The following is an 18268-nucleotide window of genomic DNA, read 5'->3' on the forward strand; positions in this document are numbered from 1 at the left end:
ATACCTGCGCTAGCAGATCTGTATTCTATTCAAATAAACGGCTATGTAAAGATCTCAGTGCTTCCACTTTATCGCTATCTTTAACCAATATAGAGATATTATAATTACTCCCGCCATACGAGATCATACGTAAGGGAATATGCTTAATTGCCTCTAGTACGCGTGCTGCAAAACCATGTTTTTCTACACCAAAATCACCAACAACGCAAACAATCGTTTGGTTATAATCAACCTCAACAGTACCAAAACTAGTCAGTTCCTGCATGATCTCTTCCAAATGCTGAGTATCATCAATGGTAACTGAAACAGCTACTTCTGAAGTGGTAATCATATCTATTGGAGTCTTGTAACGTTCAAAAACTTCAAAAACTCTTCTTAAAAAACCGTAAGCAAGTAGCATTCTGCTAGATTGAATTTTAATTGCAGTAATGCCGTCTTTTGCAGCAATAGATTTGATTTTTCCGCGCTCACTTTCATTAGTGATCAATGTTCCAGGTGCTTTAGGCTCCATTGTATTCAATAAACGAACAGGAACCTTATATTTTTGAGCAGGAAATACACTCTGTGGATGCAGTATTTTTGCACCAAAATAGGCAAGCTCAGCTGCTTCATCAAAAGACAAAACCGCGATTGGCTTTGTACCCTTTACAATTCTTGGATCATTATTGTGCATGCCATCAATATCTGTCCATATTTGTACCTCTTGAGCTGCAATTGCTGCTCCAATCAATGAAGCGGTATAATCACTTCCTCCACGACGCAGGTTATCGATCTCTCCAAACGAATTACGACATATATAACCCTGAGTAATAAATAAGGTGTTTTCAGGATATTTATCAAGAAGCAACTGCAAATTTTCAGAAATAAAAGGAATTAGCGGCTCATTATCCTCATCAATTTTCATAAAATCAAGTGCAGGAAGGAGTATTGACCTTACGCCAATTTCATTCAAATAAATATGGTAAAGTGTGGTAGATATCAGTTCTCCTTGAGCAAGAATGACCTTTTCTTCAATACTTGTGAAATGCTCATTGGCAAATGATGTTAATAAATTAAAATGATAATCAATAAGATCCTTACCCTGTTCAAACCCTTCAGCAGATGCAAAAAGTTCTTTTATAAAAATCTCATACTTATCCTTTAATGCCTTGATCAGTTCAGTAGCTTTCTGCTTCTCAGTTCCAAGATAAGCCTGGGAAATTTCTAAAAGGCTGTTTGTAGTACCCGAAACAGCAGAAAGAACAACTATCTGCCTATCTTTTGGGTTAATAATGTCTAATAATTTTTTAATACGATCGGGACTTCCTACCGATGTTCCTCCGAACTTTAATACCTTCATTAAATCTAGAATTTTAAATTGCAACAAATGATAATTATACTTGTGCAATTAGTTGTTAAAAATAGAAAAAAGCATTCTATTTTTCATGCCAAACAAAATTTAATTTGGCGGGTTTACCATTGATCGTTTCTGATCGTATTTGAACACAATTAACCATTAATAATTATGCACGAGCTGGAAACTTCCGTATTAAATAAAATCAATGATTGGCTTCAAGGCAATTATGATAGCGACACAAAAAATGAAATCAATAGATTACTGAATTCTGAGTCATTTCTGGAACTTACCGATTCATTCTACAGAGATCTAGAGTTTGGAACAGGCGGACTTAGAGGAATAATGGGTCCAGGTAGTAATCGCATCAATAAATATACAATCGGATCAGCAACGCAAGGGCTATCAAACTTTCTGCTAAAAAAATACCCCGGTCAAAAGATCAGTGTAGCAGTTGCTCACGATAGCAGAAACAAATCTGATTATTTTGCACAGATAACAGCCCAAGTATTTTCAGCAAATGGCATTCATGTGCATTTTTTCAAGGAATTAAGACCTACTCCTGAACTTTCATTTGCCATCAGACAGTTAGGATGCAAAAGTGGAGTAATGATCACGGCATCTCATAATCCAAAAGAATACAATGGTTACAAGGCTTATGGATGGGATGGTGGTCAGTTTACATCACCTGATGACCAAATGGTTATGGATGAAGTTTCTGCCATTAGCACTATTGATTTGGTTAAATTTAACCGAATTGAAGAAAATATTGAACTGATTGATGAAAGCCTAGACGAGTTATACCTAGAAAAGATAGCAGAACTTTCCATGTCTATGGAGGCTATTGAAAGACAAAAAGATCTCAAAATTGTTTACTCTCCTATTCACGGAACAGGCATTACCCTTGTTCCAGCTGCTTTAACTCGATTTGGATTTAAAAATATCCACATTGTTGAAGAGCAATCTACTCCAGATGGAAATTTTTCAACGGTTATCTATCCAAATCCTGAAGAAAAAGAGGCCCTAACTTTAGCCTTAGCCAAAGCAAAGAATATAGATGCTGATCTAGTTTTAGCTACAGATCCGGATGCTGACCGTGTTGGTATTGCAGTAAAAAACAATGAAGGTGAGTTTATTTTACTCAATGGCAATCAAACAGGCAGCTTACTAATCAATTATTTACTAAGTGCCTGGGAACAAAAAGGGAAACTTACAGGAAATGAATATGTGGTATCGACTGTGGTAACTACTAAGCTAATTGAGGATATTGCATTATCAAAGAATGTAGGCTTCTACGAAACTCTAACCGGATTCAAATGGATTGGAGCCTTGATAACCGAACTACAAGGCAAGAAACTTTTTATTGCAGGAGGCGAAGAAAGCTATGGCTATCTAGTTGGTGAACTAGTAAGAGATAAAGATGCTGTAATATCTTGTGCCTTCATCGCAGAAATGACCGCATTTTACAAGGATCAGGGAAGTAGTTTATACCAGGCCATGCTGGATATGTATGAAAAATATGGTTTTTATAAGGAAAAACTCGTTTCTATAACCAAAAAAGGCAAAACTGGTGCTGAAGAAATTAAAGCTCTCATGGAACGCTTTAGAACCAATACACCATCAACACTGGGGGGGTCAAAGGTAGTGAGGTTGAAAGATTATGAACTAGGGAGAGAAACCGACTTATTATCTGGATCCGAAAAACCTTTGGATTATCCAAAATCTGATGTATTACAATTCATTACAGCAGATGGATCTATTATTTCTGCAAGGCCATCAGGCACAGAACCTAAAATCAAATTTTATTGCAGCGTAAAAACTGCTCTTCCTGATAAAAATGAGTTCAGCAAAAAAGACAAGCTTCTTGAAGAAAAGATTGAAAGCATTATGAAAGATTTGGCGGTTTAAATTTAAAATTGTCATTCAAAAATTTCGTGCTTTAAACTCATTCAAAAGGCTGAAAATTTCAGCTTTTTGAATGATCACTCCAAAAAATTCAAAGTATATTTGCACCATGACAAAAGTTCTTTTATTTGCACTTGCTACTTTAATTTTTCAGTCTTGTATGAATACATCTGAAAAAAAACTTCCAATTTTAGGCGAACGTGAACCGGTACAGAAAACTGTAGATGGTAAACTACGAATTGACACTATTTATCAAACAGTTCCTGCTTTTAGTTATTTTAACCAGGATAGCATTCCAGTTACAAATAAAGATTTCGACAATAAAATTTATGTGACAGACTTCTTTTTTACTTCTTGCAATACCATTTGTCCGATTATGCACCGAAATATGTTAAATGTGTATACGAAGTTCAAGGGCAATCCAAAAGTTAAATTCCTTTCTCATACGATAGATATAAAATACGATCTGCCATCAAAATTAAAATCTTATGCTACAAAACTGGGGATTGAAGGCAACCAATGGGAGTTTGTTCATGGAAGCCGTGATTCTATTTTCGGCATTGCTGCAAAAAGCTACTTGGTTTCTGCTTTTGAAGACAGCACTGATCCGCAAGGATTGGTTCATCAGGGATGGTTTATTTTAGTAGATACTAAAAAGCAGCTTCGTGGAGCATATGATGGCACCAAGGAAGATCAGGTTAATCAATTAATGAAAGACATGGAACTGTTGCTGAAGGAAGAGTTTGCTAATGAGAAATAAGCTCATTTACTTTATTTTTTTTACAGTTGCCTTAACAAGCATGATTCAATCATGCCAAAATGAGACAAGTATAAACTTTAAACGTTATTATGTTAATGGCAAGGGTATTTACGAAAAGAATTGCCAGAACTGCCATGGATCAGATGGTCAAGGTTTGGGTACTTTATATCCGCCTTTAACGGATAGTACCTATCTTAAATTAAACAGAAATAAATTAGCATGTATAATTAGAAATGGGCAAAGTGGTATAGTTAAGATAAATAACCTATCCTACGATGGAATTATGCCTGGCAACCAAGCACTGGCAGATATAGATATCGCACAAGTAATTGTATACATAACCAATTCATTTGGCAATAAACAGGGTTTCTATGACTCTGAAATTGCTAAAAACGATCTCTTAAAATGCAAATAAATATCTTCTGAGAAGATGCAGGCTTTATCTTGTGGTTAACAGAACGATTTGTATTTTTGCAATTCATACAAAAAAAATGGCTAAGCGTACACGAATTAAAGATCTATTAGTTTCTAGCGATTTCGGAAAACAGGTTTCTGTAATGGGATGGGTAAGAACATTCAGAAACAATCAATTTATTGCTCTGAATGACGGTTCAACTTTGAACAATATACAGGCAGTTGTAGATTTTAATTCGTTTGAAGAAAGCCTACTAAAAAGACTCACCACTGGGGCTGCAATATCTATCAATGGCGAACTGGTAGAATCATTAGGAAAAGGGCAACGAATTGAGATTAAAGTAAATTCACTTGAAATATTAGGTGATAGCGATGCAGATAAATTTCCTTTGCAACCCAAAAAACATAGCCTAGAATTTTTACGTGAAATTGCACATTTACGCTTTCGTACGAGTACTTTCAATGCGGTTTTTAAAATAAGACATGCATTAGCCTATGCTGTACACAAATTCTTTAATGACAAGGGCTTTGTATACATGCATACTCCTATAATTACTGCCTCTGATGCTGAAGGAGCAGGAGAAATGTTTAGAGTTTCAACTTTTGATCCTGATCATATCCCACGCAATGAGGATGGCACAGTAAATTATAAAGAAGATTTTTTTGGTAAAGCAACCAATCTAACCGTTTCGGGCCAACTGGAGGGCGAGCTTGCCGCTATGGCATTTGGAGATATTTACACCTTTGGACCAACATTCAGAGCCGAAAACTCAAATACAACACGCCATCTGGCAGAATTTTGGATGATTGAGCCCGAAATGGCTTTCTATGATCTGAATGACAACATGGATCTTGCTGAAGAATTACTTAAATATCTGATTCGATATGCCATAGATCATTGTGCAGACGAACTGGAATTTCTTAATAATAGGCTCCTAGAAGAAGAAAAACAAAAACCTCAGACAGAGCGTTCTGAATCTGACCTGCTAACAAAACTTAATTTCTGTCTGGAAAATGATTTTGAAAGAATCACCTATACAGAAGCGATCAATATTCTTAAAAACTCCAAGCCAAACCAGAAAAAACAATTTAAATATTTGATTGAAGGCTGGGGGGCTGATCTTCAATCAGAGCATGAGCGCTTCTTGGTAGAAAAACATTTTAAGAAACCAGTCATATTAACAGACTATCCCGCTGATATCAAATCCTTTTATATGCGAATGAATGAACCAGATACAGAAGGAAGATCAACAGTCAGAGCAATGGATATTCTATTCCCTGGCATTGGCGAAATTGTAGGTGGATCGCAGCGTGAAGAACGTCTAGAGAACCTAGAAAAAAGAATGAAGGAAATGCATATTCCAACTGAAGATATGTCATGGTATCTAGACACTCGACGTTTTGGTTCAACGCCACATGCCGGATTCGGCTTAGGTTTTGAGCGTCTGGTTCTATTTGTTACCGGAATGACGAATATCAGAGATGTTATTCCATTCCCGAGAACTCCAAAAAATGCCGAATTTTAAGATTCATTTAAATTTTTGATTTAAAAATTAGCATTTTCTTTAAGCTTGCATTACATCCTGTATACTTAGGACGCATTTTATTTTAGTATTTTTATACATGCTAATTAAGATCTATCCTGAAAATCCAAATGAAAAAATCATTCAGCAGGTAGTTGAAGTCTTAAAAAAAGGTGGAATAATTATCTACCCTACAGATACGGTTTATGGTTTAGGATGTGACATTACCAATCCAAAAGCAATTGAGCGAATCTGCAAAATTCGAGGCATAAAACCTGAAAAAGCAAACTTCTCTTTTGTTTGTTACGATTTAAGGCATATTTCAGATTATACCAAACCAATAGATAATGAAACCTACCGGATTCTAAAAAAAGCACTTCCCGGCCCATTTACTTTCATTTTCAATGCCAACAAAAATGTTCCAAAGCTTTTGAGCTCTAACAAAAAAACAGTAGGAATCCGTGTGCCCAACAATACTATTGCCCGCACAATTGTTCAACTACTTGGAAATCCAATAATCTCTACTTCGATACATGACGATGATGAGATCATTGAATACTCAACTGACCCAGAACTAATTCATGAGAAGTATGAGGCTATGGTTGATCTTGTAATTGATGGAGGCTATGGCGACAATGAGCCCTCTACCATTGTAGATTGTAGTTTGGGCGAGTTTGAAATAATTCGACAGGGCAAGGGTAAACTAGACCAATTCTTGTAAGTAATTGACAATCAATTATTTATTTGAGTGTATGAGTATAACCTTTTTTAAATCAATAAAGAAATTTATAAAATAAAGCTTTAAATTATTTTGTAATTTGGACACCTTGGTACGTACAATAAACATAAAACCTTTTAAAGATTTTTTCAGATCCGAACAGATAGGCGGAGTGATTCTGATTGTCTGCGTTATCGTTTCGCTAATCATCGCAAATTCAAATTTAGGTGCAGCATTTGAGAATTTACTGAGTACAAAAATTGGATTCAGCAGCTCAGCTATAGTATTAGAATATTCCGTATCACTTTGGATCAATGATGGCTTGATGGCTATTTTTTTTCTTCTAGTAGGGCTGGAAATAAAACGCGAGATTATTGAAGGTGAATTATCAAGCCCACAAAAGGCTGCTATGCCAATATTTGCTGCATTAGGCGGCATGATTGTCCCTGCCATTATTTATGCATTAATGAATTCAGGCACTCCCACAATACATGGCTGGGGTATTCCAATGGCTACAGATATTGCTTTTGCACTAGGGGTTATATCGTTATTGGGAAAACGTGTTCCTTCTTCTTTAAAAATATTCCTTGCGGCTCTTGCAATCGCTGATGATTTAGGTGCCATACTCGTCATCGCTATATTTTACACCAATGAACTGCATTGGATGCAGCTTTTATATTCAACAGGAATTTTAATAGTATTGATAGCACTAAACAGATTTGGGGTAAAAAAGCTTATTTATTACATCATTCCGGGCATCTTTTTGTGGTATTTTGTACACCATTCAGGCATTCACGCTACTATTGCGGGGGTATTGCTAGCCCTAACCATTCCTACAAATACGGTTAAAGATGAGTCGCCTCTCGAAAAATTAGAGCACCTACTCGTGCGGCCTGTAAACTTTTTAATCATGCCTATTTTTGCTCTTGCCAATACTAATATTCGCTTTGAAAATAAAATGATTGATGGCCTTAGTAGCCCGCTTGGACTGGGTATAATTTGCGGATTAGCATTGGGTAAGCCAATTGGAGTAAGTCTTTTTTCATGGCTTTCAGTGAAATTAGGCATCGCAAAATTACCGAACAAAGTAAATTGGAAACATATTTTTGGCCTCGGCCTACTTGCAGGCATAGGCTTTACCATGTCAGTATTTATTGCCTTACTTTCGTTTAATAGTATTGAGTATCAAATTCAAGCAAAATTTGCAATTATAGTTTCTTCTGTCCTGGCTGGAATATCCGGCTATGCATTTTTGAGCTCTCTAAATCATAAAAAAACGACGATTTCAGCCAAAGAAGCATAGAATCAGGGGCGAATTGAATTGATAAATTCAGGAATTCGCTGCAAGGCATTATCAGTGTCCAAAAATTTCACAAAAGCACTCCCAACAATAGCTCCACGAGTATATTCAGCAGCTTTATTAAAACTTTTCTGATCTGAAATACCAAATCCTATCATCGTTGGATTCTTGAGGTTCATTTCACGGATTCTAGAGAAATAAGCATCTGCCTCATTTGAAACAGTTAAGTTCTTTCCTGTTGTAGAAGAAGAGGAAAGGAGGTAAATAAAGCCATTACTCAAGTCATCAATTTTCCGGATCCGTTCTTCAGATGTCTGCGGAGTAACTAAAAAAATATTACTAATTGCATTATCAATAAAATAATCCTTGTAAAATTCCTCATACTCTACCATCGGAAGATCAGGAACAATCACTCCATCTACTCCTACTGCAGCACATGAATCACAGAAATTCTTAACTCCATATTGTAATACCGGGTTAACATATCCCATTAATAATACAGGAATAGAAACACGCTTACGCAGTTCTTTCAACTGCTTAAAAAGTATAGTTAAATTCATTCCATTTTGAAGTGCCTTTTGTGAGCTATTCTGAATAACAGGTCCATCTGCCAATGGATCAGAATAAGGAAACCCAATTTCCATGAAATCAGCACCTGCTTTTTCAATGGCTTCAGCAATATCAAGCGTACTGTTCAAATCTGGATATCCTGCCGTAAAATAAATGGATAAAAGCGGTTCTTTCTTATGTTGGAATAATTCATTAAGTCTGTTCATAGTAGTGCAGGTATCAATTATTTGATGATTATATCAAATTATTAGGTATTATAAATTAAAATAGTTCATATAGGTATCTAAATCTTTGTCGCCACGCCCTGAAAGGCAAATCACAACTGATTCATTACCTGTAAATATCATTTTTTCAAGCTGCGCAAGAGCATGTGCTGTTTCAATGGCAGGAATTATCCCTTCCAGTTCAGAACATAATCTACCCGCTTGCATGGCTTCATCATCAGTAATACTTACATATTCGGCACGGTCTTGTTTAAATAAATGAGCATGCTGAGGGCCAATACCCGGATAATCAAGCCCGGCAGAAATAGAATATGGCTCAATAACCTGACCATCATCGCTTTGCATCAAAATAGAACGGCTACCGTGCAAAACACCTTCTCTACCCAACAAAGTGGTAGCAGCCGATTCTCCACTATTTACGCCTAAACCAGCAGCTTCTACAGCGATCAGCCTAACATCCTGATCATCCAGAAAATGATAAAACATACCCATAGCATTACTTCCACCTCCAACACATGCCATGACAATATCCGGATTTTCAGAACCTGTCTTCTCAAAAAGCTGTTTTTTGGTCTCTTCCGAAATAATGGATTGAAAACGTGCAACCATATCTGGATAAGGATGTGGCCCAACAACAGAACCGATAATATAATGAGTATCTATTGGATTATTGATCCAGTCTCGCATCGCTTCATTTGTTGCATCCTTCAAGGTTTTACTGCCCGAAACTGCCGGAACAACCTTTGCTCCCATCATTTTCATTCTAGCTACGTTTGGCGCCTGTCTTTCAATATCAACTTCGCCCATGTAAATAATACATTCTAGGCCCTTGAGCGCACAAACAGTTGCTGTGGCAACGCCATGCTGCCCTGCTCCAGTTTCAGCAATGATTCGCTTCTTTCCCAATCGCTCGGCAAGCAAAATCTGACCTACAGTATTATTGATCTTATGGGCTCCGGTATGATTCAGATCTTCTCTTTTAAGATAAATTGTAGTGCCATATCTTGCAGATAAACGCTCTGCATGAAATAAAGGAGAAGGTCTGCCCACATAATCTTTCAACAACATATGAAACTCTTCCTGAAAACCAGGTTCATAAATAATGTCAAGATATTGCTGACGGAGTTGCTCTACGTTAGGATATAACATTTCTGGAATATATGCTCCTCCAAAATCACCATAATATCCCTTTGGGTTTACTCCCCATTTAACCGAACTGCTTATAAATTCTCTGTTCATAATGTATATTTTGCCTTTTCAGACTAGTTTTGTTTACCAATTAATTCAAATACAGATTTAAGACTACTGATATCTTTAAGACCTGGCTCCAATTCAAATTTACTATTCAGATCTATCGCATATAACTGTTCCGTTACTAAATTACTGATCTCAGAGATATTGTCAGGACTCAAACCACCACTCAAAAAGAATGGTTTCAATCCGCTATATTGATCCAATATTTTCCAATCGAAGGCTATGCCTGATCCCCCATGTTCGGTAGTTTTAGTATCAAACAAAAAGTAATCAACCACATCGTTAAATTGTTCAAGTTTATTAAAATCAAAACCAAGAAAAATTCCGAATGCTTTAATAATTTCAAGTTCTCTAAACGGCAACCTAACACGGAGCAGCTTTCTTAACTGCTGGCAATAGAGCACCGATTCTGAACCATGAAGTTGAACTGCATTTAAATCATATTTCTCAATTTTACTTATTATTTCATCAATTGTTTCATTAACAAAAACTCCTGTTAACTTGATAGAATCTGGCAATGAGCTTAATATACCTTTATCTAGATTTGCTGCAAATCGTTTAGACTGAGAATAAAAAATCAATCCAAGGTAATCTGGCTTCAATTGAGCAAGATCAATGATATTATTCGGATCTCTCATTCCGCAAACCTTTATTTTCATGATAACATTTTCTTAAAGCTATTCAAAGCTTTCTTGCTTTGCAATGATTCTTCTGCTTCATAAAAACAGTCAGAAAATGACTGTTCAGGTTTAATTGTTCGAATTGCAACTGCTGCATTACATACTACAACATTATTTTGCTCAGTAGTTCCCTCTCCTTCCAAAACAGCTTTAAAAATATCTGCTGAATCTTTCACTGTACTACCTCCACCAATTTTCTCTGGATCAATTTTGTCAAATCCTAACTGTGCTATTGAATGAATATGTTCACCAGATGCCGAAAAAGTTTTAAAATCACAGGTTAAGGATATTTCATCGTATCCTTCAAGTGCGTGTACAATGGTATACTTTGTATCTGATTTTTGATATAGATATGCATACAAACGTGCTAGCTCAAGGCTAAATACCCCGACCATTTGATATTTAGGTCTTGCAGGATTAACAAGTGGCCCCAACATATTAAAAAAAGTTTTCACACCCAACTCCTTTCTAATGGGCGCCACAGTTTTCATTGCCGCATGAAATAATGGCGCATGTAAAAAACAAATTCCAGCATTATCCAAAGATCTTTTTAAGTGATCTGTGTCATTTGAAAAAGTATAACCAAGATATTCCATCACGTTTGATGAACCGCATCCCGAAGAAACACCGTAATTTCCATGCTTAGAAACCTTATACCCAGCACCAGCAACTACAAATGAGGCAAGAGTTGAAATATTAAAAGTATCCTTACCATCGCCGCCTGTTCCGCAAAGATCAATCAGTTCATATTCATGCAGATCAGCCTTCAAACATAATTCCAGCATCCCATCTCTGAAACCCTCGAGTTCTTCAACAGTAATATTACGCATACAATAAGCAGCCATAAACGCCGCCATTTGCGAGGCATTGTATTTACCCAATGTAATATTTGTCAAAATCTCTTTCGATTCATCTCTTCCAAATGTTTTTTGTTCAAAAAGGTGATTCAATATTTTTTTCATACCATTTTATATTTCTGGCTTTCTAGCCGGATATCTTATACCTAGAGATTTGCACTGATTTTAACTCAAATTTATTTTTTAATAAAAAAGGGTTGCTCTTTGAGCAACCCTTAGTATTATTCTTTTTATACAGAAAAATATATACCTAGCTAATTGCCGAATGTTTGAACATTTGCCACCACCAGATCGTATATATTTGCTTTAGTTTCATTGTTTAAGCAAATATGAATAAAATTTCATTAGCTGCAAACCCTTTTCCGAATTTTTAAAAATATGAGTATCAGCAGACAATCCAGAATAATAATTAAAGGCAATACTACTTGAAAAAAAATCAACGAAATCTGGAAAGTTTTCCTCTGCTCAAAAACAAAGTATATACCAATGAAAGCAGGAATAACATTCCCACAAATTGGTGCAGAATCGCATAAATCAATGGAATTTCTGTAGCAGTATTTAATACAGTGAGCACACCTAAAAGTATTTGAACAACTAAAAACAGGACAGGTAAAAAGCTAACCTTATGCAATAAAGTTCCTGGAGCTAATTTTTGAGCCTTTAAAACCCAAATGATAACTGGAACACAGATGATATAGGCAAGCCCTCTGTGAATGAATTGCACTGTAATGAGATTGTGAGTGATATCTTCTAGGAAACTTCCCTGGCTAAACATGCCTGTTGGCCAAAGCATTCCATTGATATCAGGCCAAGTAATTGCAGCAAATGCGGCATGCAATCCGGCCATAAACGCTCCATATACTAACTGAAATGTAAGTAATACCAATAACCAAACATTGATTTTTTTTAGTTCAGGAACATGCAGAATCTGATTTTCAGAAATACTAAGCTTTAATGCGAACCAAAACACATAACATAAAAGTATTAGTGCTGAAATAAAGTGAATAGCCAGACGAATATGACTAACATATAAATTTTCATCGTTCAGTCCACTCTGAACCATGATCCACCCTATTGCTCCTTGTAAACCACCAAGTAGAAATAGCATGATCATTGGTTTGACCATATTGGGCTGAATCTTCTTGCTTATAAGAAAATAAATGAATGGAAAAATAAAAACCAATCCCATAAGCCTTGCCCAGTCACGATGAAGCCATTCCCAAAAGAATATAAACTTAAAATCACTTAAAGAGAAGTGACTATTGAGATGTTTGAACTGAGCAATTTCTTTATACTTATTAAAAGCATCTAGCCATGCTTGTTCATTCATTGGCGGAAAGGCCCCTAAAATGGGCTTCCACTCGGTAATAGACAAGCCTGATCCTGTTAAGCGCGTAATGCCACCAATAACAACTTGTATCATGATCATAACTAAACCAACATACAACCAAATGACTACAGAACGATTATTTTTAGGCAAACTCATGCTCAGTGTTTTAGAATAAGGCTCAATTCAATAATTGATATTTTTAATTTTTGCTTTTAAAAAGAATTTCCACAATCAGCTAAGACATTAACTATTAAAAGATCTCCTATTTTGAGAACAATTTCTTATCGGCATAAAACGTACCAAATGGAATTAATGATGCAATAAAGCCCATTGTTAGTTTCCAGAATGACCATTTATACAAATAAGCAACCTGAATTAGCAAAATTATGTAAAGAATAAAAAGTAACCCATGAACCATACCTACCACATAATTTGGGCCTGGCATATCATATTTATATTTAAGTATCATGGTAAATCCGATCAATAGAAATGAACAACCTTCTATAAAGGCAATGAAACGGAATCTATCCAATGGAGTTTTAAACATATCAGTAAAAATTTATAATTTTTTCGAAAATATAGAATATCATGAAAAGTAAAATCAGCTGAAAGTAAATCCTTCAATTTCTCTCAAAAAAAATACATCAACGATACTTATTCATAAAGGTTAAGATCATACTATACATCTGATTATTCCGAAAAATCATTTGCGAAATCATACCTATATGCTTTTTTCTTTTTATAATATTAATTTCTGATGGTTTATTGGCCTCAGTTAGTACTTTATAGAGGCGATCAGACTGAATTTTAATAGCAGGATAAGTACGCTCACCAACTAGAATCAGAAAGGGATTTTGTACATTTTCAAGGTAAAACATAGGCGAACCAATTTTCCATTGATTCTGATCAGTTGAAAAAGTTGTTAAAAAGCTTTCCGTTTGCTTATTTTTTTCAGCTGCATTCAGATATTCTAACATATCAAGTCCGAATCCATCATTCAGGATCACTCCCTTTATTGGATTTATAATCCCAGCCTTCTTAAAAAATCTTGGATCATTATTAATCAATGCTGCCAAATGCCCTCCTGCAGAATGCCCCATTACAAAAATTCTATCTGGACTTCCGCCATAGGTTGCAATGCTATCTTTTACCCATTTTATAGCCTCAGAACAGTCATATGCCATTTCTTCATACTGCGATTTGGGGCTTAAACTATAATTTATGATCACTGAGATAACATTTTTACTGGCCAAATTTTTGCCTAGCCACCAATAGGTTTCTTTTTTTCCGCTGTCCCAGGATCCTCCATGAATAAAAACCAAAACATCTTTAGGAGCTTCTTTGTTTTTTGGATAATATACATCTAAATAATTTCTGACATTTTGCGATTGACCTCTGTAGGAGATATCTCGTTTTATCCCAATACCCCCAAAAGCAATTGAAATTTCGGAAAGCAAAAAAAGCATAAGAACTAAGTATGGTTTCATTTAATGAGCGGATTTTTTTCTTTTGTAAAATGATTATAAACCAAGCCATCTAACCATGAAGGCCATATTTTATTGAGAAATACAGTAAGTTTTCCTTGCGAGGTCATGATCAGTGAACGCTTACGCTGATCAATTCCTTTGACAATGATTGCTGCTACTTCATCAGAACTCATCATTTTATCTTCGTCCATACTGGTTTCACCCTGTGAGGTTCCATCTTTTGCAAGTGCAACATTTCGAATATTAGATGATGTAAATCCGGGAGATGCGATCATTACATGTAAACCGGTTTTCAAGTTTTCAACCCGTAATGATTCCAGGAAACCATTTAAAGCAAATTTAGAAGCAGAGTAACCCGTTCTTCCTGGAAGACCACGGTATCCTGCTATCGATGAAACCCCAACAACAGAGCCCCTATTTTTAATTAATTCAGGCAAGGCATATTTGGTACAATAAACTGCTCCCCAAAAATTGACATCCATTAAATTACGTAAAACAAGCAGATCAAGATCCTTGAATAAGGCCCGCATCGAGATACCTGCATTATTTATAAGTATATCAATTCGATCAAAAGTAGTTTTTGCCTGATTGATTAATTCCATACAATCTAACTCGTTAGAAACATCGCACTGAACAGCAATAGCCTTAATTCCAAAGCGTTTTTCAAGATCTTGGGCTATTTTACAAAGCGTAACATATTGACGTGCACCAAGCACTAGATTAGCCCCTCTTTTTGCAAACTGCTCTGCACAAGATTTACCTATTCCAGATGATGCGCCGGTTATTATTACCGTTTTATTTTTGAGATCCATTGTAAAGGATTAAAATTTATTTAAATCAACCTAATTGGCACCTTGATCATCAGGCAAGAGAGTTTTCATAAGGAATGCGCGTTGCAATTGATCTGCCTAAAGTAATTTCATCTACATATTCTAATTCTCCACCAAAAGCTATGCCACGGGCAATGGTGCTGATTTGAATTCCTGATTCTTTAAGCTTCTTGTACAGATAAAAGATAGTTGTATCACCCTCCATTGTGGCACTGATAGCAAGGATAACTTCTTTTATCCCTCCTAAATTAACACGTTCTACAAGCCCATCTATGGTAAGATCTGATGGCCCAACACCATCCATTGGCGAAATTAAGCCACCTAACACATGGTAAACTCCCTGAAAAGTTCCGGTATTTTCAATGGCCATTACATCACGGGTATCTTCAACTACGCAAACCAATGATTTATCGCGTTTTACTGAACTACAAATCTGACAGATAGGATGATCTGAAATATTATAGCATAATTCACAGAATCGAATATCTCTTTTTAAAACAGTGAGGGCATTACTAAACTTTTCAACCTCAGCATTCGGCCTATTAAGTAGATGCAATACTAAGCGCAAGGCTGTTTTCTGACCAATTCCAGGCAGTGCAGAAAATTCATTGACTGCGTTTTCTAACAGTTTAGAAGAAAAATTCATTCTGCAAATTTAAATTTAAAACTTAATCTTTACACATCTTGTTGAAGGATAAATTCAGATACTAATCTTTATGCCGAATTGCATCAAGACAATAAATGAATTAAGAACTTAATTATTAATTTAGCTTAGTATCACAATAAATAAAATTATGGCTCCAGGAATTTTACTTAGTTTTTTAATTGGATATTTTCTGATCTTATTAGGAATATCCTATTTCACTTCAAAGAAATCATCTGATAACTCTACTTTTTTTACTGCAAACAGGAATTCTAAATGGTACCTGGTTGCTTTTGGAATGATTGGAACAGCATTATCTGGTGTAACCTTTATCTCTGTTCCAGGCGAAGTAGGTAATCCGGCAGGAAATGAATTCAAATACTTTCAGTTCGTGATTGGAAATGCAATTGGTTTTATCCTGATAGCAGCAGTCTTACTACCACTGTACTACCGAATGAATCTGACTTCTATCTATACCTATATTGAAGAGCGACTGGGTACCTACAGCTATAAAACTGCTGCGAGTATTTTTCTTTTAAGCCGTACCATTGGATCTTCATTCAGACTGTATTTAGTGGTGATTGTATTGCAGCGATTCATTTTTGATTCTTATGGAATACCATTCTGGGCCACGGTTTTGATTTCTCTTGGCCTAATCTGGTCATATACGTTTAAGGGAGGCTTAAAAACAATCATCATAACAGATACGCTGCAAACAGTATTTCTTGTATCCTCAGTAATATTAACCATATTCTTTATCTGTAACAGCTTAGATCTGAATATATTTCAGGCCTTTGAAACGATAAAGAACAGTGGTTATTCCAAAGTATTTTTCTATGAAGATTTTATTACCAGTAAATTTCATGTAAGTAAGCAATTACTAGGAGGAATTTTTGTAACCATAACAATGGTAGGTCTGGATCAAGATATGATGCAGAAAAATCTGAGTTGTAAGAATATTGGTGAAGCCCAAAAAAACATGTTTACATTCACCGCAGTATTTGTGATAATTAATATCTTCTTCTTAAGTGTTGGGGCATTACTCTATGTTTACGCCAATAAGTATGGAATTGCGATTCCATTAGATAGCATAACTGGAAAACCACGCACCGATTTTCTATTTCCTGAAATAGCATTTAACCATTTGTCGGCAATTCCAGCAATTGTTTTTATGCTGGGTCTTACAGCCGCAACCTTTGCAACAACAGATTCAGCCTTAACAGCTTTAACCACTTCGTTTTGTGTTGACTTTTTAAGTTTCTCAAAAAAAGAAGATATTAATTCAGCTTCATCTATTCGAAACCGCCATCTTGTACATGTAGGTTTTTCTTTACTCATGTTCCTTGTTGTTGTTCTATTTAACATTGTGAACAATGCAGCTGTTGTAAGTGCAATTTTCACGGTAGCATCGTATACCTACGGGCCATTGCTTGGTCTTTATGGATTTGGCCTGTTTTTAAAGAACAGAGGTGTAAGAGATAAACTGGTGCCATTCATCTGTATATTATCTCCAGCAATTTGCTTTTTCCTCAATGCAAATTCAAAAATAGTAATGGGTGGATATGTATTTGATAATGAGCTAATTGTTGTCAATGGATTGATAACATTCATTGGCTTATTACTAATCAGCAAACCACAAAGCACCAACACCCAATTTTAATTCGATAATTGACACAATGAGTATAGACGATAAGCTAAGAAATGCATTTGAAAATAAGAATTGGCAGGAAATAAAGGTTACTGACTCTTGGCAAATATTCAAAATCATGTCTGAATTTGTGGATGGTTTTGAAAAGCTTGCTAAAATAGGGCCATGTGTTTCCATTTTTGGATCGGCAAGAACAGCACAAGAAAATAAATACTATAAAATAGCCGAAGATTGTGCCCGAATTCTAACTGAACGTGGCTATGGGGTGATTTCAGGGGGTGGTCCTGGTATTATGGAGGCAGCCAATAAAGGCGCTTTTGAGGCAGGTGGAAAATCTGTTGGTTTAAACATCGACCTTCCTTTTGAACAATTTCATAATAAATATATTGATCGCGACAAAATTTTGGAATTTGATTACTTCTTTGTTAGGAAAGTAATGTTCATGAAATATTCACAAGGGTTTATAGTATTGCCTGGAGGATTTGGAACAATGGATGAGCTGTTTGAAGCATTGACCTTAATTCAAACCGGAAAGGTAGCACGATTCCCAATTGTACTTGTGGGCAAAAACTATTGGTCAGGTTTGATGGACTGGGTAAAGAACACCATGTTAAACGAAGAGAATAATATTAAAGAGGATGATCTTAATTTGTATCGACTGGTTGATACAGCAGAGGAAGCCACAGAACATATCTTCAGATTCTATGATAAATATGTTTTAAAACCGAATTTTTGATACCATTCAAAAAATAGTAACAGTAAATCTAAAAAGAGTAACCGCCAAACAAGTAA

General features: G+C 35.7%; 18 protein-coding genes. 8 read left to right on the forward strand and 10 right to left on the reverse strand.

Translation table 11 applies throughout. The annotated features are described in order from the left end of the window. Positions 1 to 25: 25 nt before the first annotated feature. On the reverse strand, positions 26 to 1339 hold the full coding sequence (locus ACIQZ6_RS00270; RefSeq protein WP_395807030.1) for an aspartate kinase: 1314 nt from the start codon (positions 1337 to 1339) through the stop codon (positions 26 to 28). A 165-nt stretch (positions 1340 to 1504) separates the two neighbouring features. Between ACIQZ6_RS00270 and ACIQZ6_RS00275 the strand changes: the two genes are divergently transcribed. The 6 genes from ACIQZ6_RS00275 (at position 1505) to nhaA (ending at position 7956) form a co-directional block, all read left to right on the forward strand. After that, positions 1505 to 3241 carry a phospho-sugar mutase gene (locus ACIQZ6_RS00275; RefSeq protein ID WP_395807032.1) on the forward strand — a complete coding sequence of 579 codons (1737 nt, stop codon included), beginning with the start codon at positions 1505 to 1507 and terminating at the stop codon, positions 3239 to 3241. 157 nt (positions 3242 to 3398) lie between these two features. Next, on the forward strand, positions 3399 to 3998 hold the full coding sequence (locus tag ACIQZ6_RS00280) for an SCO family protein (RefSeq protein ID WP_395807034.1): 600 nt from the start codon (positions 3399 to 3401) through the stop codon (positions 3996 to 3998). Further along, positions 3988 to 4413 (forward strand): c-type cytochrome, encoded by a 426-nt coding sequence (locus ACIQZ6_RS00285; protein WP_395807036.1) that lies wholly within the window; start codon positions 3988 to 3990, stop codon positions 4411 to 4413. The genes ACIQZ6_RS00280 and ACIQZ6_RS00285 overlap by 11 nt, the downstream gene beginning before the upstream one ends. A gap of 76 nt (positions 4414 to 4489) precedes the next feature. Continuing rightward, positions 4490 to 5938: an asparagine--tRNA ligase gene (gene asnS, locus ACIQZ6_RS00290; RefSeq protein ID WP_395807038.1), complete on the forward strand. Its 1449-nt coding sequence runs from the start codon at positions 4490 to 4492 to the stop codon at positions 5936 to 5938. 97 nt (positions 5939 to 6035) lie between these two features. Then, positions 6036 to 6656: an L-threonylcarbamoyladenylate synthase gene (locus ACIQZ6_RS00295; RefSeq protein WP_395807040.1), complete on the forward strand. Its 621-nt coding sequence runs from the start codon at positions 6036 to 6038 to the stop codon at positions 6654 to 6656. Between the two features lie 106 nt (positions 6657 to 6762). Further along, positions 6763 to 7956 carry a Na+/H+ antiporter NhaA gene (nhaA, locus tag ACIQZ6_RS00300; protein ID WP_395807042.1) on the forward strand — a complete coding sequence of 398 codons (1194 nt, stop codon included), beginning with the start codon at positions 6763 to 6765 and terminating at the stop codon, positions 7954 to 7956. 2 nt (positions 7957 to 7958) lie between these two features. On the opposite strand, the gene trpA is transcribed toward nhaA, so the two are convergent. The 9 genes from trpA to recR all read right to left on the reverse strand — a co-directional run bounded on the left by trpA (position 7959) and on the right by recR (position 15831). Then, positions 7959 to 8729, reverse strand: coding sequence for a tryptophan synthase subunit alpha (gene trpA, locus ACIQZ6_RS00305; protein ID WP_395807044.1), 771 nt, complete (start codon positions 8727 to 8729; stop codon positions 7959 to 7961). 48 nt (positions 8730 to 8777) lie between these two features. Next, on the reverse strand, positions 8778 to 9986 hold the full coding sequence (gene trpB, locus ACIQZ6_RS00310; protein ID WP_395807045.1) for a tryptophan synthase subunit beta: 1209 nt from the start codon (positions 9984 to 9986) through the stop codon (positions 8778 to 8780). Positions 9987 to 10009: 23 nt separating this feature from the next. Beyond that, the gene (locus tag ACIQZ6_RS00315; RefSeq protein ID WP_395807047.1) at positions 10010 to 10660 is read right to left on the reverse strand and encodes a phosphoribosylanthranilate isomerase; all 651 of its coding nucleotides are present in this window, start codon (positions 10658 to 10660) and stop codon (positions 10010 to 10012) included. After that, positions 10657 to 11643 (reverse strand): anthranilate phosphoribosyltransferase, encoded by a 987-nt coding sequence (trpD, locus tag ACIQZ6_RS00320; protein WP_395807049.1) that lies wholly within the window; start codon positions 11641 to 11643, stop codon positions 10657 to 10659. The genes ACIQZ6_RS00315 and trpD overlap by 4 nt, the downstream gene beginning before the upstream one ends. 331 nt (positions 11644 to 11974) lie before the next feature. Beyond that, complete coding sequence (locus ACIQZ6_RS00325; RefSeq protein ID WP_395807051.1) at positions 11975 to 13024, reverse strand: COX15/CtaA family protein; 1050 nt, start codon at positions 13022 to 13024, stop codon at positions 11975 to 11977. Between the two features lie 106 nt (positions 13025 to 13130). Next, positions 13131 to 13415 (reverse strand): DUF3817 domain-containing protein, encoded by a 285-nt coding sequence (locus ACIQZ6_RS00330; RefSeq protein ID WP_395807053.1) that lies wholly within the window; start codon positions 13413 to 13415, stop codon positions 13131 to 13133. A 97-nt stretch (positions 13416 to 13512) separates the two neighbouring features. Continuing rightward, entirely contained in the window at positions 13513 to 14355 is an 843-nt protein-coding gene (locus tag ACIQZ6_RS00335) for an alpha/beta hydrolase (RefSeq protein ID WP_395807055.1), read from the reverse strand. Continuing rightward, a complete protein-coding gene (locus ACIQZ6_RS00340; protein ID WP_395807057.1) occupies positions 14352 to 15167 on the reverse strand; it encodes an SDR family oxidoreductase in 816 nt (271 codons plus the stop codon). Before ACIQZ6_RS00340 ends, ACIQZ6_RS00335 begins: the two co-directional genes overlap by 4 nt. 49 nt (positions 15168 to 15216) lie before the next feature. Next, positions 15217 to 15831 carry a recombination mediator RecR gene (recR, locus tag ACIQZ6_RS00345; protein WP_395807059.1) on the reverse strand — a complete coding sequence of 205 codons (615 nt, stop codon included), beginning with the start codon at positions 15829 to 15831 and terminating at the stop codon, positions 15217 to 15219. A 148-nt stretch (positions 15832 to 15979) separates the two neighbouring features. Here recR and ACIQZ6_RS00350 point away from each other — a divergent pair, with 148 nt between their 5' ends. Both ACIQZ6_RS00350 and ACIQZ6_RS00355 read left to right on the forward strand, forming a co-directional pair. After that, complete coding sequence (locus ACIQZ6_RS00350) at positions 15980 to 17488, forward strand: sodium:solute symporter (protein ID WP_395807061.1); 1509 nt, start codon at positions 15980 to 15982, stop codon at positions 17486 to 17488. A 16-nt stretch (positions 17489 to 17504) separates the two neighbouring features. After that, positions 17505 to 18212 carry a TIGR00730 family Rossman fold protein gene (locus tag ACIQZ6_RS00355; RefSeq protein ID WP_306551730.1) on the forward strand — a complete coding sequence of 236 codons (708 nt, stop codon included), beginning with the start codon at positions 17505 to 17507 and terminating at the stop codon, positions 18210 to 18212. The last annotated feature ends 56 nt before the right edge of the window (positions 18213 to 18268 follow it).

The sequence above is a fragment of the Daejeonella sp. genome (assembly GCF_044348475.1).
GTDB lineage: Bacteria > Bacteroidota > Bacteroidia > Sphingobacteriales > Sphingobacteriaceae > Daejeonella.

What these genes read in the sequence shown, in the direction of transcription:
- ACIQZ6_RS00270 (WP_395807030.1), bottom strand. Translation starts at nt 1,339, where the DNA reads ATGAAGGTATTAAAGTTCGGAGGAACATCGGTAGGAAGTCCCGATCGT.
- ACIQZ6_RS00275 (WP_395807032.1), top strand. Translation starts at nt 1,505, where the DNA reads ATGCACGAGCTGGAAACTTCCGTATTAAATAAAATCAATGATTGGCTT.
- ACIQZ6_RS00280 (WP_395807034.1), top strand. Translation starts at nt 3,399, where the DNA reads ATGAATACATCTGAAAAAAAACTTCCAATTTTAGGCGAACGTGAACCG.
- ACIQZ6_RS00285 (WP_395807036.1), top strand. Translation starts at nt 3,988, where the DNA reads ATGAGAAATAAGCTCATTTACTTTATTTTTTTTACAGTTGCCTTAACA.
- asnS (WP_395807038.1), top strand. Translation starts at nt 4,490, where the DNA reads ATGGCTAAGCGTACACGAATTAAAGATCTATTAGTTTCTAGCGATTTC.
- ACIQZ6_RS00295 (WP_395807040.1), top strand. Translation starts at nt 6,036, where the DNA reads ATGCTAATTAAGATCTATCCTGAAAATCCAAATGAAAAAATCATTCAG.
- trpA (WP_395807044.1), bottom strand. Translation starts at nt 8,729, where the DNA reads ATGAACAGACTTAATGAATTATTCCAACATAAGAAAGAACCGCTTTTA.
- trpB (WP_395807045.1), bottom strand. Translation starts at nt 9,986, where the DNA reads ATGAACAGAGAATTTATAAGCAGTTCGGTTAAATGGGGAGTAAACCCA.
- ACIQZ6_RS00315 (WP_395807047.1), bottom strand. Translation starts at nt 10,660, where the DNA reads ATGAAAATAAAGGTTTGCGGAATGAGAGATCCGAATAATATCATTGAT.
- trpD (WP_395807049.1), bottom strand. Translation starts at nt 11,643, where the DNA reads ATGAAAAAAATATTGAATCACCTTTTTGAACAAAAAACATTTGGAAGA.
- ACIQZ6_RS00325 (WP_395807051.1), bottom strand. Translation starts at nt 13,024, where the DNA reads ATGAGTTTGCCTAAAAATAATCGTTCTGTAGTCATTTGGTTGTATGTT.
- ACIQZ6_RS00330 (WP_395807053.1), bottom strand. Translation starts at nt 13,415, where the DNA reads ATGTTTAAAACTCCATTGGATAGATTCCGTTTCATTGCCTTTATAGAA.
- ACIQZ6_RS00335 (WP_395807055.1), bottom strand. Translation starts at nt 14,355, where the DNA reads ATGAAACCATACTTAGTTCTTATGCTTTTTTTGCTTTCCGAAATTTCA.
- ACIQZ6_RS00340 (WP_395807057.1), bottom strand. Translation starts at nt 15,167, where the DNA reads ATGGATCTCAAAAATAAAACGGTAATAATAACCGGCGCATCATCTGGA.
- recR (WP_395807059.1), bottom strand. Translation starts at nt 15,831, where the DNA reads ATGAATTTTTCTTCTAAACTGTTAGAAAACGCAGTCAATGAATTTTCT.
- ACIQZ6_RS00350 (WP_395807061.1), top strand. Translation starts at nt 15,980, where the DNA reads ATGGCTCCAGGAATTTTACTTAGTTTTTTAATTGGATATTTTCTGATC.
- ACIQZ6_RS00355 (WP_306551730.1), top strand. Translation starts at nt 17,505, where the DNA reads ATGAGTATAGACGATAAGCTAAGAAATGCATTTGAAAATAAGAATTGG.